10 protein-coding genes and 1 tRNA gene are annotated in these 16,734 nt (G+C 41.7%); 4 read left to right on the forward strand and 7 right to left on the reverse strand.

Features of this window, described 5'->3' with window-relative positions:
- Positions 1-99 precede the first annotated feature (99 nt).
- From GXP67_RS34840 to GXP67_RS34855, 4 genes are all read left to right on the forward strand, one after another.
- Positions 100-184 (forward strand) — tRNA-Ser (locus GXP67_RS34840).
- 342 nt (positions 185-526) lie between these two features.
- On the forward strand, positions 527-634 hold the full coding sequence (locus tag GXP67_RS34845) for a transposase (RefSeq protein ID WP_162447401.1): 108 nt from the start codon (positions 527-529) through the stop codon (positions 632-634).
- 72 nt (positions 635-706) lie between these two features.
- Positions 707-907, forward strand: coding sequence for a transposase (locus GXP67_RS34850; protein ID WP_162447402.1), 201 nt, complete (start codon positions 707-709; stop codon positions 905-907).
- 39 nt (positions 908-946) lie between these two features.
- Positions 947-1,261: a transposase gene (locus GXP67_RS34855; RefSeq protein ID WP_162447403.1), complete on the forward strand. Its 315-nt coding sequence runs from the start codon at positions 947-949 to the stop codon at positions 1,259-1,261.
- 624 nt (positions 1,262-1,885) lie between these two features.
- Here GXP67_RS34855 and GXP67_RS34860 read toward each other — a convergent pair.
- The 7 genes from GXP67_RS34860 to GXP67_RS34890 all read right to left on the reverse strand — a co-directional run bounded on the left by GXP67_RS34860 (position 1,886) and on the right by GXP67_RS34890 (position 16,490).
- On the reverse strand, positions 1,886-2,950 hold the full coding sequence (locus GXP67_RS34860; protein ID WP_162447404.1) for an NHL repeat-containing protein: 1,065 nt from the start codon (positions 2,948-2,950) through the stop codon (positions 1,886-1,888).
- 197 nt (positions 2,951-3,147) lie between these two features.
- The gene (locus GXP67_RS34865) at positions 3,148-4,884 is read right to left on the reverse strand and encodes a RagB/SusD family nutrient uptake outer membrane protein (protein WP_162447405.1); all 1,737 of its coding nucleotides are present in this window, start codon (positions 4,882-4,884) and stop codon (positions 3,148-3,150) included.
- A gap of 18 nt (positions 4,885-4,902) precedes the next feature.
- Positions 4,903-8,565: a SusC/RagA family TonB-linked outer membrane protein gene (locus tag GXP67_RS34870; RefSeq protein ID WP_162447406.1), complete on the reverse strand. Its 3,663-nt coding sequence runs from the start codon at positions 8,563-8,565 to the stop codon at positions 4,903-4,905.
- A 273-nt stretch (positions 8,566-8,838) separates the two neighbouring features.
- Positions 8,839-9,846 carry a FecR family protein gene (locus GXP67_RS34875; RefSeq protein WP_162447407.1) on the reverse strand — a complete coding sequence of 336 codons (1,008 nt, stop codon included), beginning with the start codon at positions 9,844-9,846 and terminating at the stop codon, positions 8,839-8,841.
- A 96-nt stretch (positions 9,847-9,942) separates the two neighbouring features.
- Positions 9,943-10,587: an RNA polymerase sigma-70 factor gene (locus GXP67_RS34880; RefSeq protein WP_232064768.1), complete on the reverse strand. Its 645-nt coding sequence runs from the start codon at positions 10,585-10,587 to the stop codon at positions 9,943-9,945.
- Between the two features lie 521 nt (positions 10,588-11,108).
- A complete protein-coding gene (locus tag GXP67_RS34885) occupies positions 11,109-13,808 on the reverse strand; it encodes a GH92 family glycosyl hydrolase (RefSeq protein WP_197901607.1) in 2,700 nt (899 codons plus the stop codon).
- Positions 13,809-13,922: 114 nt separating this feature from the next.
- Positions 13,923-16,490, reverse strand: coding sequence for a glycoside hydrolase family 38 C-terminal domain-containing protein (locus GXP67_RS34890; RefSeq protein ID WP_162447409.1), 2,568 nt, complete (start codon positions 16,488-16,490; stop codon positions 13,923-13,925).
- Positions 16,491-16,734 lie beyond the last annotated feature (244 nt).

Consider the following 16,734-nt stretch of genomic DNA (forward strand, 5'->3'; position numbering starts at 1 on the left):
ATGTGCTTTTCATTTTTGAATTTGTAAAAACAACTTAAAATTTCAATTCAATTAGTTGAAAATATCAACACATACTTATACCTTTGTGACCTTCAATTTAGAGGGATGGCAGAGCGGTCTAATGCGGCGGTCTTGAAAACCGTTGACTGTAACAGGTCCGGGGGTTCGAATCCCTCTCCCTCTGCAGGATTCTTTCTAACTCTTTCAAAACCCTTCTAGTTTCTTTGCTAGAGGGGTTTTCGCTTTCTAGCCCCTTCCTTTTGTTTCACCTAGGTTTCACCATGGCAAAAGACAAAATATCTACTATTCCTTATCTGCATCCTACTAAAATTAAAGTTGGTAAGAACCAAGTTATTTTTCGACTTAGATCATGTTTAAATTTTGAGAATTGATAAAAAACGGGCCAGTTGCGTAAGCTAAAAGTAACCAAATTTCAAAATCTTATGCAAACTCAATATGAGAGATTGACTGACCCGCAATGGGAAGTTATTAAAGATTGCCTATCCAACGTAAACGAAAATATGATTTGAGAGCGATTGTAGAGGCTATTCTATGGTATCTACGCATCGGCAGCCAATGGAGAAATCTGCCTGAGGGTTTTCCTAAGTGGGAAAGTGTATATTATCAGACCTGATACGTTGAACATCTTCGGCTCCATTTTAGGAAATGGCACAAGGATGGCACTTTGGAAAAACTCAATTGGGGCTTGAATAAATTAGAACGCAAAAGAGTAGGAAAACAAGAGACACCCAGTATGGTTATCATTGATTCTCAATCAATTAAAACAGCTCCTTTCATCTCTGAAAACAAGGGTATGTACCCCAATGGAATGGTCAGCTCCTATGGTAACAAAAAAGTCAATGGCAGAAAAAGGCATATCCTGACAGACACTTTAGGCTTAGTATAGTCAGTGGTAGTACATGCAGCCAATCTTACTGATGGAGTCATGGCAGAGAAGATAGTAGAACCCCTGCAAGGCTATTTACACCGGATGCAAAAGATTTTAGCAGATCAGGCTTACAAACAAGTCTTCACCGATTGGGTCTATGAGAATATATTAGGGGTAGAAGTAGAAATTTCTTCTCCTCCTGCTTGTTCACAAGGATTTGTCCCTGTCAAATGGAGATGGATAGGAGAACGTACTTTCGCCACCTTTAATTTTGCTAGAAGATTGGATAAAGATCATGAAAAAACCACAGATAGTTCCCAGGCTTGGATTCTTTGGCAGAATTGCCAGTTAACTCTGAATCGTTTTACTTGATTTGCCTAATTTTATTTTTAAACATGATCTAAGTAAAGCTTTGGATAAATGGGCCTATGATAACAAAGTCTCTTTAGACTTTGTTATCATAGGCCCATTTATCCATTTTTTAGCTCTGTCCTGATTTTGGGAAGACCTCATCATAAAAACTCTATCTTAATACTGTTTTAGAATGAGAGGCCGACAATCACTTACTATGGGCGGCCATCATGAGAAACAAAAAAAGCCTATTAAGTAATATACTACATACAATACCTGATAATCTGCTTAAAATTAGATTCATCGCACATAACAGGAAAATTTATTCCTGTTGTGGGTGGGTAATTCCAGACACCATATGGTCAGAATTATTTGGCAAGAAAAGTGTAACTATGATAATGTGCAGTATATATTTATTAAAAGAGGTATCTGATTGATATGTAAATTGAATCTACTCCTTATGGGAATGATGCCTGAAAGATGTTGGTTTCTACATTTTTGATTTTCACTTCTTAGTCTCCGGAGCCACAAAGTACAACTGAGAAAATACGATAATACTGGCGCCTGTCCACAATCTGTTGATTGGATACCTCATTATTTTGTATGAACAATAATTCAAGATTTACGCTTCAGCATACTTTATACCTATACTCTCTCTAGTTTAATAGGATAGGTTTTATTGGCATTCCACTGGCACACATAGATATTTTTGTCTTCGTCAATACACACATCATGACAGTGCATAAACAAGGGCTCTTTCTGAACCATTAGTTGTAATTCACCTTTGTCATACACAGGTTTGGTTCCGCCTGGGTTAGAAATTACTTTATTGCTTTTATCCAGAATGGTCACAAAGCCTGAATTGGGTGTCTGATTCAAATACTTTAACCTTGACCAGCAAACCCCGGAATAAATATTTTCCCCATTAATTACAGCCCGGCATACAAAAGCTCCAGGTAAGAAAATCGTTGATAAGTATTTACCATCCAGGGTAAAGCGTTTGAAGGAATTATGCGCCCGGGAAGTACACAGTAAAGTTGGATTGTTTTTATCCCGGTTATCTATACATACTCCATGTGCCGTAGAAAACTGGGTATCTTCATCCCCTTTGCCTCCAAAATGCCGTTTATAATTTCCTTTTGCATCGTATTGAATGATGTACTGCGAACCGTATCCATCAGCTACATAAATATCTCCATTTGCGGATATAGCCGTTTCGGTAGGTTTATAAGGATCTTCTTTTTTGTAAATGCCTAATTCATGGGGTGTTTTCAACGTCATCAGTATTTTACCTTCAGAAGTAGTTTTATCAACCCGTCCAATATTGGGATCACTGATAAACAGCATATCCTCCCCTCCTTCATTAAAAATACTTAAGCCGTGTCCGCCAGGATACTCGGTACCCCAGGTTTTTAATAGTTTACCGGATTTATCATAAATAATAATATTATTTTTGGGTTCATCGGTCACCATAATCAACCGGCCTTTAGAATCCAGTACCATTTCATGACAATTATTTACAGGAGTTTTCGAGGAATCCAGTTTCCCCCAGTCTTTATTGATCCGGTAGGTAAAGCCATTATGGCCAAGCACTTCATTTGCTAAAACAGGCTTGCCTTTTTTAATGTAAAAATTAAAGTCAGGTGTAGTAAGCGCACTTCCTGCTAAAGCTATAGATCCTTTGAGAAAGTGGCGGCGTGTATATGTCATGTTTGAATCAAGTTGTAGTGTTCCTAAATTTAAAAAATAACATTGGTATGAACAAACCGACTTAACTTGTCCGTATATTGAAGATAGAATCAAAAGTGTAAATGAGATTAAAAATTTCTGTGTCATTTACTATTTATCCTCTAGCTATACTTAAAAAGCTACCTGAGGAATGAGGCAGCTTTTTAAGTAATTTACGCTTAATACCCCGGATTCTGTTGAAGAGTAGGTTGTCCTCCTTTGCTGCTGTATACAATGGCTTGTTCAGGAATTGGATAATAACGGTGCTTATCCTCGAATTTTGCTCCACTCAGGTAAGTCCGTAATGATCTTTCTTTTTCCAGGTACTTATTCAAAACCGGCTCAGCAATTCCCCAGCGGACGAGATCAAAGAAGCGGTGACCTTCCATGGCGAATTCCAGACGGTTTTCAAAACGAACGGCTTCCCGTGCGGCATTAGGATCTGTCCAGGGTTCAGTATATAATCCTACTACATAATTAGCTGCGGGAGTACCATTTGCATTCTTCACAAATCCCTCAGGTTTGGCAGCTCTTGCTCTGATTATATTTACAAGTGTCCGGGCTTGTTCCAGATTACCCAGCTCTACTTCACACTCAGCTGCCCAGAGCAACACATGATCATAACGCAGCAACCGGTAATTATTGGCACTTAACCGCTGATTACCTGATTTTCCGGATTCAGCTTTACTTACAATCTGCTTCTTTGCTGAAAAAGGCCCGGCATACGACTGATCCCGTATCCAGAAACGGCCCGGATGTACACCCCAATCCAAAAAGGGAATACCCCGGCGTCCTACGGTCCAGTCTAGCCGGGAATCTACGCTGCCCTGATAAGGCTCAAATGGCTCTGAAGTCAGGACTCCTTCATCATTCTTTACATTTACATCATTAAAGGTAGCAATCAAAGGCAAACCTTTTTCATCTGTCTTATAGGCATTCACCAGGTTCTGCGAAGGCTGGAAGAACCCACAACATCCACCAGGGCCGTTCGGATACATATACGTTAACCCATCCCCAAGATTACCTCCACTTCCATCAGAAGCTGTAAGAGAATACTGGATTTCAAAAATGGATTCGGCATTATTTCTGGTTTCGGCAGCAAAATTATCATGGAAATTATCTACCAGTTTGTAACGGCCACTGGCAATTATCTGGTCTAATAATGCTTTTGCAGCGGATAGGTGAGTGAGGTCAGCTTGCCCGTTTGGAAATGCCTGGAACATATGGCATTTTGCCAGATAGGCCATAGCTGCATACTTAGTAGGCCTTCCCAGGTTTCCCGGCTGGGTTTCAGGCAGTGTTTCCATTGCAAATTGAAAATCTGCCTGAATTTGTGGCCAGGCATCATCCGTATTGGGTACCTGCACGCTGGTCGGATCATTTGGATTCCAGACTTCATCGCTTATGTAGGAAATATTATTCCACATCTTTTTTGCTTCAAAATGATAATGACCGCGCAGGAAGCGGGCTTCAGCAGTAATTTGCGCTCTTCTGGTGTCATCTACTTCTTTTACTTCCGGCAAGGTTTTCAACACATCATTGGCACGGGCTACACCATCATACAGCATTCTCCATTTGCCATACAGGTGACCATTGGAGGGCAGCCAGACATAACGTTCCATGAAGGTTTGTTCAGGCTGGTCACCGGCATCCGAACCTTTATAGGCATCATCCGAGACGACACTGCCAAATATCCAGTTGGAAGCGGCTCCATGCCAGTCGGTAACGCCGCTGGTGCCAATCCCATCTAACAAGGCATAGGCTCCAACCAATGCCCCTTCTACCCCCCGTGGCGTTTTCAATACCGCAGGACTGTATTGTCCTTGTGGCTGTTTCTCCAAAAAATTGTCTCCACAAGAGCTATTTACGAGTAAGCTGAATATGGAAAAGGATATAATAAAACTTATTTTTTTCATGGTTGCGTAAATTAAATTTTAGAATCCAACACTTAAACCAAAGATGAATGCCTTAGGCGTAGGATAAACGCCTTGATCTACCCCAATCTCCCGGTCAGAACCACTGTTAAAGTTTCTCAGATTTACTTCCGGGTCCAGGCCTGAATACTTGGTGATGGTAAATAGATTTTGTGCCTGTGCATATACCCTGAGCTGGCTCATGCTGATTTTTGACAGGATACTTTGTGGGAAAGTATACCCTAGTTGCAGGTTTTTCAGGCGCAGATACGATCCATCTTCCACGAAATAAGTAGAGGGCACCCCGCTTTGTGCATCATTGGCATCCAGAATAGGTAATTTTGCATTCGGATTATCTGGCCTCCAGGATTCATAGAGCATACGCTTGGTCCGGTTGCCCTGAAAAATCTCAAAATCTGTCCAGTATCTCACGTGGTTGAACAGGTCGTTTCCCTGAACTCCCTGTGCAAATGCAGTCAGGTCAAAGTTTTTATATCCTATATTGATGTTAATTCCGTAACTAAAATCAGGATGAGGATTTCCTATATAGGTTTGATCGTTTGCATTGATTATGCCATCATTGTTGATGTCGCGGTATTTGAATTTACCCACTCCCTGCGTTCTTTGCCCATCTATATAGATATTTGAATCGTAATAGCCCGGGAACTTCGCATGGTTCTGTACTTCTTCCTCAGATTGCATGATGCCATCAATAATATATCCATAGAAGGAAGAAAGAGGGCGTCCGGCAATAGACCTGGTGACAGGCGGTGTACGAAGGCCAAATCCTGGAAGAAAGTCATTTGGGTTATCGGGATCTAGAGTAAGTACTTTATTGCGGTAAGTGGAGAAGTTAACGCCTACACTATAGGTAATCTCATCGTTCATGGCAGAACCATTGTGGTTAAGCGCCAGATCAATACCCTTATTTTGCAAAGAAGCTATATTCTGTGCAGGTATAACTGCATCTCCTAACCTTGGATCAAATACCTTGGCATATAACAGATTTTCAGTTTTACGGTTATATACATCTACATTCAATTCTAATTTACCATCAAATAAGGTAGCATCTAAGCCCAGATTTACAGTGGTAGTTGTTTCCCATTTAGCATTAGGATTGCCAAAACGGGCAATATCAAAGCCCTGGTTATACCCGGTAGGAGAACCACTTACACTATACCCGCTATTGAGTGGATTGCTTTGATAGGTGGAATAGGCGTTAAAATCACCAATTTCCTGGTTTCCGGTTTGCCCCCATCCTGCTCTCAGTTTCAGGTCGGTAAGGAAAGTAAGGCCCTGCATAAAAGATTCCTTTGAAAGACGCCAGCCAGCGCTTAGTGCCGGGAAAGTGGCATATCTGGTAGCCGCCAAAAATCTGGAAGACGCATCTCTCCGCAGGGTTGCCTGGAAAAGGTATTTGTCCTTTAATGTGTAATCAACCCGGCCAAAGTATGAAAACAATGACCATAAGGTAGTAGCATTTCCGCTATTGGTAGCAGTAGTAGGGCTGCCTGCATCTATATATTGTACATCCAGGGCATCTGAAAAGAATCCCTGGCGGGCAGCCGTTAAGCTTTTACCATATCCGGCAATTGATTCAAGCCCTACAAAGGCATTTAAGTTATGAATTTCTCCAAATGTCTTTTCATATGAGAGTGTATTTGTCCAGGTCCAGGTATGATTGTAGCTGCTGTTCTCACTTAAGCTGTTTACATTTATCGCATGTGCCAGCTCTATTTCTACAGGATTATAATATCTACTGGTAGAAATTAAGGCATCTACTCCAAAACTGGTTCTGGCTGTTAAGCCTTTCAGGATATCTATTTCAGCGAAAGCATTCCCAAACAAACGGAGTTCTTTATATCCGTTATCTTTGTTGCGGTATAACTGCCCAACCGGATTATTTGCATTACCTAAATTACTGCCAAGCGTACCTGCAAAATTGCCTCCTATGTCGTAAACCGGAATAATAGGTTGTGCCCGGTAAGTATTTGACACCTGGCTTGTTTCGTTATTATTGCTGTAATTACCCTGACGCTGGCCATAAGCGATCTGTAAATTTTCTCCTAGCCTGAAACGGTTTTTGATGGTAAATTCCGAATTTGCCCTGATCGAATACCGCTTATAGCCGTTGTATAATAATATACCTTCCTGGTTGTAATAGTTTGTAGAAAAGGCATATCGGGCTTTCTCTGTGCCGCCAGCAGCACCCAATTGATAATTCTGGATAGGAGCCGGATTAAAAACTTCATCCATCCAGTTTGTGCCTTCCTTATTGGCGCGTGTAATGGAATATTTAGTCTTCCCAAACTGGGGATCAGTAAACCTATCGAAACTATAATTGGCCGGATCTACCCTGGGATCTCCTTCCAAAGCACCATCAGGTATAATATAATCCGGAATTACCGGCTGAGCACCTTTTCCAAATTGAGCATGTTCAGGATTGCCTGTTACCGGATTCACCACATTGGCATTCTTTTTACTCTGCCAGAGATATTGCCCATATTCCTGCGTGTTTAACAAATCCAGAAACTTACCTGGCCGCTGCATACCATAATAGGCGTCAAAAGTGATTTTGGGTTCTCCGGATTTGCCTTTTCTGGTGGTAATAATGACTACTCCATTTGCCGCTCTTGATCCGTAAATAGAAGCGGATGAGGCATCCTTTAAAATCTGAATAGATTCAATATCATTCTGATTAATGGTATTAAGGTTTCCTTTGGTAGGCACTCCATCAATTACATACAGCGGATCATTGTTTCCCAGGGTGCCATATCCCCGAATCCGCACGGCTACGCCTCCCCCAGGCGTATTATCGGTACCTACTGTTACGCCTGCTGCACGCCCCTGAAGCTGCTGTGCAAGATTGGTGGCAGGAACAGATAACAACTCTTTCGGTTCTATCACACTTACCGCACTGGTAATATCACGTTTGGCCTGTGTACTATAGCCGGTTACTACTACTTCACTCAATGATTGAATATCGGCCGTCAAGGTTACATCAATGGTCGTGCGGTTTCCAATGGCTATTTCCTGTGTAGCATATCCAATATAAGAGAATACTAAGGTACTATTGGCATCTGGTGCAGTCAGATTGTATATACCATCGCTATCGGTTGTGGTACCATTGGTCGTTCCTTTTACCAGAACATTTACACCCGGTAAACTCTGGCCTGTCTCATCTGTAACTTTCCCTTTTACCTGGATTGCCATAGCGTCACGAAAATTAACTCTACTCTCCATATGGACTGCTTTCAGCACAGAAATAGAACTACTGGAGGCAATGGGAATAAGAGGTTGATTTGTGATGGCAGAAACCTTTTTTAGGGTTGGAGTGGGAGTTATTAAATAAGCCCCATCTCTGGTCTTTCTGTAATTCAACCCTAACGGCCTGAGCACTAGCTCTAAATTTTTTTCGAGCTTATTCTTATAATCTACTGAGCCGGCTGGAATAGTAAGTTCGTCTACCATCTGATCGGCAAACAGAATATCTACCTGGTAGTAATTTCTCAGTTCATTCAAGGCATCCTTTAATTTTTGAGTAGCCTGACTGGTTGAAGAACTTGGAGGAGTAGGAATATACCTGCTGGAAGCAAGTTCCTGGGCAAAGCATAATGGCTGACAGACCAATAGAATGGCTGCTATTATACATGGCGGTTTGATTTTGTAAATCACTTTGTTCATTGGTGAAAGTTTAGGACAGTGAATAGAGGCTATCTGTTACAAAAAATAAACACAAGACTTTATTTAAATAATGCTATTTTTAAAAAGCTGTTTTTATACATAAACTTTCAGCATTTATGTAGCATTCAACCATATGCGGAAATATCCAGACTAAGTTTTTTCAACTTACATTCTTAGATATTAAGTCATGTACTGAGTTGCAGACTTTCATCTGTAAGGTTTCTCCGGCAGTTTGCGGATTATATTCATAGCGATAGATGGGGTTGAAATTATTTATTCTGTTAGGAGTACTCGATTATCTTTCCGGTTGACGTTGATTTGTAAAATATCTGATAAAGCTTGCAGCCACTCATCTACCGAGCGGGCTTTAAATGAACCGGTTAATGTTTGTTTCTTTAGCCGCTCTCCCCTGATTTCCACTTGCAGTCCGTATGTTTCACGCAGCAGTTCACAGACTTCCACCAAAGAAGTATTATCAAAAACAAAACGATGATTTTGCCAGGAAGCATAATCTTCCGGATGGGCCACTCTCTCTTTGCGAAGCCTGCCCTGTTGCTTATCCAGAATGACCAGATCGCCGGGAGCCATGGTTACCTGCCTGGCCTGTTGCGTTTCCTGCTTGTATTGTACCTGTACTTTTCCTTTGGTTAAAACGACCTTGGTTTGTTTGGTGCGGGCAGATACTGTAAACTCTGTTCCCAGCACCTGCACATTAAAAAGCGGATCTGTTTGCACAATAAATTGCTTGTGATCTGGCGTATGTACAACCGAGAAGTTGGCTTCCCCTTTCAGATAAACCAGGCGGGTAGACGCTCCAAACCCAAAACGGGGTATACTCAGGGATGAATTCGCATTGAGTATGACTGTACTGCCATCTGAAAGTTGTATTGATTTTGTGGCACCATAGGCGGTAACATATTTCTGGTACAACACCCTATCTCTGAACAGCCACGCATTGGCAGCCAGAATAAGTAAAAGAGAAGCGGCTATCCCCCATTGTATCCATTTGCGCTTATTACTAGAAAAAGTATTTCGGGAAGATACGGCAGCCTGTAAAATAGGTTCAGCAGTTAGTACTAAAAAACGATTAAATTTTTCAATAGCCAAAGGAACATCTGTCTGATACTGGGGATTTTTCAGTTCCCATTCATGGAGACAACTGTAAAAAAATTCTTCATGCTCCGGATTTTTTGCCCACTCTTCAATCTGTTGCTTTTGTAAAGCTGTAACCTGCCCTGCAAAGTATTTAAACAGAAGTTCTTTTGTAATGGATGGTTCCAAGAAGTGAATGATTTGCTGAGTGTATTTGCGTTTCAGGAGATAGACACATATACCCGGTAAAAACCCTTACTCAAATGGAAAAAAATTTAAACTTTTTTAAAAAAGACGATCAATCAGGAAAGTCAGGGTTAGAAGTTTCCATTTCCTTTGTAACAGATCTTTTAATGCATGGCTTGCTTTGCGTATCTGTACTTCCACCGTTTTAGGAGATAAGTGAAGCTCAGTGGCAATCTGGGCATATTTTTTCCCTTCAAAGCGGTGCATTAAATAAATTTTCCTGCACTGGCCTGGTAAGCTGTTGATCGCCTTTTCTACATCCTGATATAACTCTTCGTACTGGAGAATAGCATCAGGTTGCTGGTGGGTATCATCAGAAAAACTTTTTAATGAATCGTCATTCAGGAGGCAATTGGTTTCTTTGCGGAGATAATTGTATGCCCGGTGGCGCACAGTTTTGTACAGGTAAGCCCGGTAAGAAGTAGTAATCTCCCGGTAAATGCCTTTCTGATAAAATTGATAAAATATCTCTGAAACCAGGTCTTCTGCAACAGCTTTTGAATACAAAAACCGGATGGCATGGCTGCACAAAGGCTGGTAATAATGCCGGTACAACAACTCACATCCTAACCGTACATCCGTCTGAAAAGTCTTGCGGATAAAAAATTCAACATCTGCCGTTTTTTCAGACTCTATACGTAAGCCAGAAGAAATTTCTCTGCTCGCCTCCCGGGCAGTTTCCATAGATGTATCCGGTAAATTTGCAGCGGAGGTGTTGAGAGGAATCGCCATATATCCAAAGTTTATTTAGTGCCATTCGCTGATGCCGGCAATAGCAGGCATGTATCAAAACCAGACTTATTAGATGCTATCAGTGGTATATCAGGTAAAAATCAGAATGAAAGCTCTGAGAAGCGTTATGTATATCTGTGATGTTCAAAAACACCTTTGTATATAGACTTTGCCTGTATGCATTTCATACACTAAAGCATTCCTATCAAATGCATTGGCTATTACCTCAAAGGAGAGTATAATGGGGTAATCTCTTCTGCCATGTCTTCTTGCAAATCAGACTCTATACTATAAACAGTAAATCAATTTAGTAACACTGGTACCTTTTCTGTACATATGTTTAAACAAATATACATATCACAACATACAATACAATATTTTATTTAAATAATTATATATGTTGCTTGAAGCAGTTCATTAGTAAGATAAATAATTATCCGGTAATGAATGGCTATGCGAACGAAACGGATTGGTTAATTGGCTGTCAGTTGTGAAGTAGGGGGATTAGTTGTTCCCCATTTTCTATTTGGCTCAGGACCCAGCCATATTTCTAACAAACCTCCTTGGGCAAAGTCACTATGGGTAAACCAGCAGTTATTCAGTGGTTTGCCATTTAACTGTGCTTTTTGAATGTAGCAGTTCTTTTGGGAATTATTATAGGTTTTAATCACAAACTGTTTTCCTGAATAATAATTTGGGTCTAACTGGATGGTAATTTCATCAAAGATCGGACTGGTAATTTCATACAAAGGAGTTGAAGAGGTGTTGCCTTGCAAACTGAACAAACCTATGGCCATTAAGGCACTCACGCCTCCCATTTGTCCCTGGTCCTCATCGTGCCCGCCATAACCTTTATCGGGGGTAATGCCACCATACGCCTGCCCTTGAACTTTACGAACCCAGTACTGCGAAAGCCATGGTTTACCGGCGTAATTAAATACATGTGCATTCGAACAGCCAGGCTGGTTGGCATAATTGAGCTTGTGGCATAAGGTATCATTTCCACCCATTAATTTAGATAGTCCACCGATGTCATGAGAAACGCCCCAGGTGCCCTGCCAGGCATTGGCTTCGATCCAGCCTGCTCCACTCAAGGGATCATTATGTGCCCATTTACCGTCCTCAGCCCGGGGAAAAAGTAGTCCTTGTTGTGGATTAAAACACGTTTTCCAGCCTTCTGAGCGCTTTAGAAAATAATCTTTCTCCTTCTTTTTGCCCAGCTTACCAGCCATCTGCGCTAAAGACCAGTCCTGAAACGCCCATTCAACGGTTATTCCCGCATTCCCAGGACACCATCCGTTTTTTGTATAAAACTCCAGATCTTCCTCTTTTCCAATGGCCATCATCCCACCAGGCAGATGATTACGCTTCATTACCTCAAAAGCATGGGCTGGTTGTGCCTTTTTTAACAGGCCTTTCATATACGTACTTACAATCAGGTTTGTAGCCGGGCAACCAGTCATGATATACGAATATCCTCCGGCATTAGGGCCACGGGGAAGCAAGCCCCCATTATCGGCATACTGAATAAGTGAAGCAGAGAAATCATCGAGCAGGCCAGGCCACCCTAATCCCCATAAAATGTTAAGATTCCATTGTGTAAGCCAGAAGGCATCTGAATTATACATGTTGTACTTCACCTTTCCATTTTTATCTTTTGGCAACGTGCGTACATTGAGATTAGCCTCTGTAAAAGTACCGATGCGTTTTCCCTGCGTATAGTCGGGATAATCGCCGCTTACATCATTGAGCTTGTGCCTGCCTAATAATACATGCCATAGATCAGTGTAGAACTTTATTTTCTGTTCAGGAGTGCCTCCTTTTACATCTATTTTTCCCAGCCACTGATTCCATTCCCTTCTGGCATCATTTCTCACCTGGTTAAAATCCCAATGATCGCATTCGGTAATCATGTTTTTGCGGGCATTCTCGATACTGGTGTAGGAAGTAGAAATTTTCATTTGTAGGGTATCTCCTGCGGCTACATCGTACAATATGGCTACGCCTGCGCTGTCTCCTTGCAGGGTTGAGATGTTGGATAGTTTAGTTTTTCCTTTCCAGCCATCCACCGATTTGAAAGGCTTATCAAACCTGGCTACAAAGAATATCTTCACGTCTTTTGGACCTCCCCATAAGCGGTCTACCGTGCTGAATGAACCCTCAATTTCCTGTGGATTTACTTTGGTAACAGTAGCATTTTTCATGGTAATACCTCCCAGGTGTCCGCCCAGATTAGTCAGGATTTGCGCCTGTGTGGCTTCGGTATACCGGAAACGGTAGAAACTTACCCGGTCGGTACTGGTTTGCTCTACCCATGTTTTGTAATCTCTCAAAAAGAGCCGGTGATAACCTGGCTGAGCAATTTCATCGTCGTGGCTAAACTGTGACTTCCAAGCCTTTTCACCCTTGGTTGGATCAACTGCACCAGTGGTAGGCATGATGTTTAAACCGGATAGCATCCAGCAATGAATCTGGCCAAAGCCCAGGATTTCTGTTGAATTATAATTATATCCACCACCCCACTGGTTTTTATTCCGGGTAACCGGTGCAGCGCTTATCATTCCAAAGGGGCGGCTGCCGGTTACAAAGAAAAAATAGCGGCCACGGGTAGTTTCAATAAATGGATTAACCCATGAAACATAATCCGGATACATTTGAGGTGCAGGAAACACTTCTATTTCGGATAATCCTACGTGTTTGCCAATTCCATCGGTTGTAGTAAAACGAATCCACTTTACTGTTTTCGGAGGAAAAGTAATCAGCTTTGCACTTCCCTCATTGGGTATAGCAGTGACTGTAATTTTACTGCCATCGCTGAATTCCAACGTTCCCCCGGCAATATGTTCATCCAGAGTTACACGGTCATATAAAATAACTTTATCAATGATCTGGTCACTTGTCCACTCTAATTGCACCCAGGGATAGCGGATGTATCCCCAAACGGCAGTTTCTCCTTCACAAGCCCATTCGCCCTTATTATGTATGCCAATTATTCCATCATTTATGCCGCTTGCCTTGAAATTGCTGTTTAGCTCTGAAGATACAGTAACCTTTGCCTGATGGGCAATATTATCTACCCCGGCAAATAAACTGTGACTATTTATTCCGATGGTAAAAACAGTAAAAATGAGTTTTCCTATCAGGTTATGTGTAGTGGATGTCATTATTTCCATAGATAAATTTTAGAAAAATTATACCAGTTTCTCCACTTTTTCCTACACTATTCAACTGATGCATTTTTGTTGCACCCGTTATAGCTATGTAAACCTTTTTACACTTGATGCCCTTCAATTTGCTTTAAAACTTTTCAGCCGCATGGTTCGCAGGCCAAACCGTGGCATGGCTACAGTTACTTCCGAGCCAGTCTTATTCTTTTGCGTATTCAGTGTTTCCTTTACTGTCCCATTCAACTCCACTAGTTCAATCGCCGACACATTTCCACCTAATAGTACTTTCTTTGGTTTACTATCTCCTTCCGCATTAAAAAGCCTGACCAGCAAATCATTTCCGTCGGCTAGCACCGTAGTTACCTGCAAGCCTGTTCCTGTTACATCTACCAGCGATTTTTTAGCATCCCCTTTGTTTTGTGTCAGAGAAGCAACCAGTGGCTCATTCCAGTTCATTACTTCAGTGGAGAGTTGTGCCTGATCCCATTTGCCTGTGTGAGACACCAAAGCATAGTTAATTTCTGTTGGTCCGGTGATGGTATGGTTTCTTCCCCACAGACCAGCACCCGAATATTGAATATTCAATCCCAATGGAAAATTTTCTCCATGTGAATAGCTAGTAGTATGATCGGTTAGTAAGGCAAGGCCTATATTGTTTTGTTCATCATATACATCTACCCAGTTTACCAGAATATTATGTTTGATGCTGTCCCAACGGGTGAAAAAGGTATTCTTCAGCTTGCTTTCTGTTACATCAAATGGCGCATCCTTATAAATTTTTTGAGAAGAAAAATTAACCGGAAACAAAGCCAGTAATTTCTGACTATCATCATAAAATGGTTTGATATAATCCTTTGAATCCAGCCCGCCTTGTTGCTTATAGTCATTGCCAATACCAATATTTTCCTTCCAGTCTATTTTCAGGTTGCATTCAATTTTTCTGTCACCTTGTTTTAAAGTTATGGTTTGGGTATAGGGATGGGTTAACAGTTCACCTTTGATCTCGGCTTTCACCAGGGCAGGGCCGCTTTCAAGAATGGTCATGGTTACAGGCTTATCGGCGGAGGAGTGAAAGCCGCCATTGTTAAAAAAATTCCCCCGTAATTCATTAAAGCCTCTTTCCTGTTTCGTATCCACAAATTCTTTATTCCCCAGTGTTTTGGCAATCAGGCTCTTGATAGTACCCCCTCTCCTTTTATCAATCACCAGCTTGTATACATCCGTTTCCAGCACAACGTCGCCTGCTGCGGTAACTGTTGTCTGCGCTCCCTTTAATACAACAGGTTTTTTGGCAACAATTTGATAGGTATTATAACCTAGCGCCGGAACAGTTGCTTTGAAATAAATAGTGGTGCCGCTTTGATTACCAGTAGTAGCAACCTGTGTTAACACTTCTTTATTTTTGTCATCCACCACCTGAATAGAGGTTACATCTATAGTGGCAGGTAAGAGAAGAGTTACGAGTTCATTGCGAATAGTACCAGTGGTATTGTATACACGAATAGTATTGCTAATGGCTGCATTTGCAGGATTTCCTGTTTGAAAAGCCTTCGTCATAATCCGGTCACTGATATGGTTGGTGGTATCTGTCCAAACCACTACTTTATCGGCCCAGGTATTTCCGGGCTTGCCATTGTAAGGCACAATCCAGCAGTCATGGTGCTGTGCCAGCATGAGTGTCCGCCAGGCTTCGTCGAGCTCTTTTTGGGGCCAGGAAGTGTTTTCATATATCTTTGACAGGGCAGCTATTTTCTCAGTCATCACTACTTTGTTTTCCGATACCCGTACTTGCTGCGCTATTTTTTGCAATACCTGTGAACCCCAGACCAGACTTACCTGCATATCTTCCTGCGAAAAATGCCAGTCCTGTGTCGGCGTTTTGATAGATGCATTGGCAATATAGTCTCTCCAGGTTTTGTATTCGGTTGGCTGATAGCCTTTGTCCCCATTCCCAATCCAGGGGCCGTTTTTCCAGCCGGCATCCTGCAAGGTCATAGCTACCGGATTTTTTATTCCATAGTTAAGTGCATCGTTTATATATTTAGGTGAGTTAGTCCAGGCTTCGGTTTGCCAGGTGGAATTGGGCAGTAATCCTTCTGAGGCATAGCGGGGTACGGTAGTTAATTTGGTGCCATCCGGACCAATCCAGTTGACTAATTCACCGCCATAGGACCTGGTATACCCTCCCCAGCAGGTATTGGGATTTTTTAAGGAAGCATACTTGTATCCGAATGAGGTGAGAATTTGCGGCAAGGCGCTCGTAAAACAAGGTTCTTCAGAAGAATACGTAGTAAACACCGCTTCCGGAAAATACTGCCTGACTTTTTTTATTCCATAGTCAAAATGGCGGATGATGCTCTCGCCAGAGATGTTATAGAAATAACTTTGTCCGTAAGCCGGACTCACGTATTCAATTCTACCTGTAATAGATTGGTCGGAAAAAAGCTGCTGCATTTCCTTTAAAGCTTCAGGTTCCCGCACTAGCACTGAATCCCAGGTTTCCGGCTCGATTTCAAGGTTGATCTTCCAGAAGGGATTTGCTTTTAGCTGATCTACGATATATTGGGTATATCCTCTGGGGTAATGTCCATATACACCCCCATGGTAGCCATCAACAAAATATGCTTTTTGCGCCTGAACAGAGAAAAACAGAAAAAACAGAAATAGAGTAAGTAAGGTGAGCTTCACTTTTATAGGTGGAATAATCAGTAATAATAGAATTTTAACTTGAGTTCGAAGATAAGAAAGTGAACATTTTAGTGTGATGGTCAACTTCCAAGATACTTTTCTACTTATGCCATCTTTACTTTTATTTTGCTTGCCCAAAATAAAAGTAACAAAAGATTCTCGAGCATGCGAATGCGAAGAGAACCAACACAGTTGTGGCAGCACCAACAAAGCCTGTTTTACGCTGATCTGGCTGATAGTCGCG

The organism is Rhodocytophaga rosea (assembly GCF_010119975.1).
GTDB lineage: Bacteria > Bacteroidota > Bacteroidia > Cytophagales > 172606-1 > Rhodocytophaga > Rhodocytophaga rosea.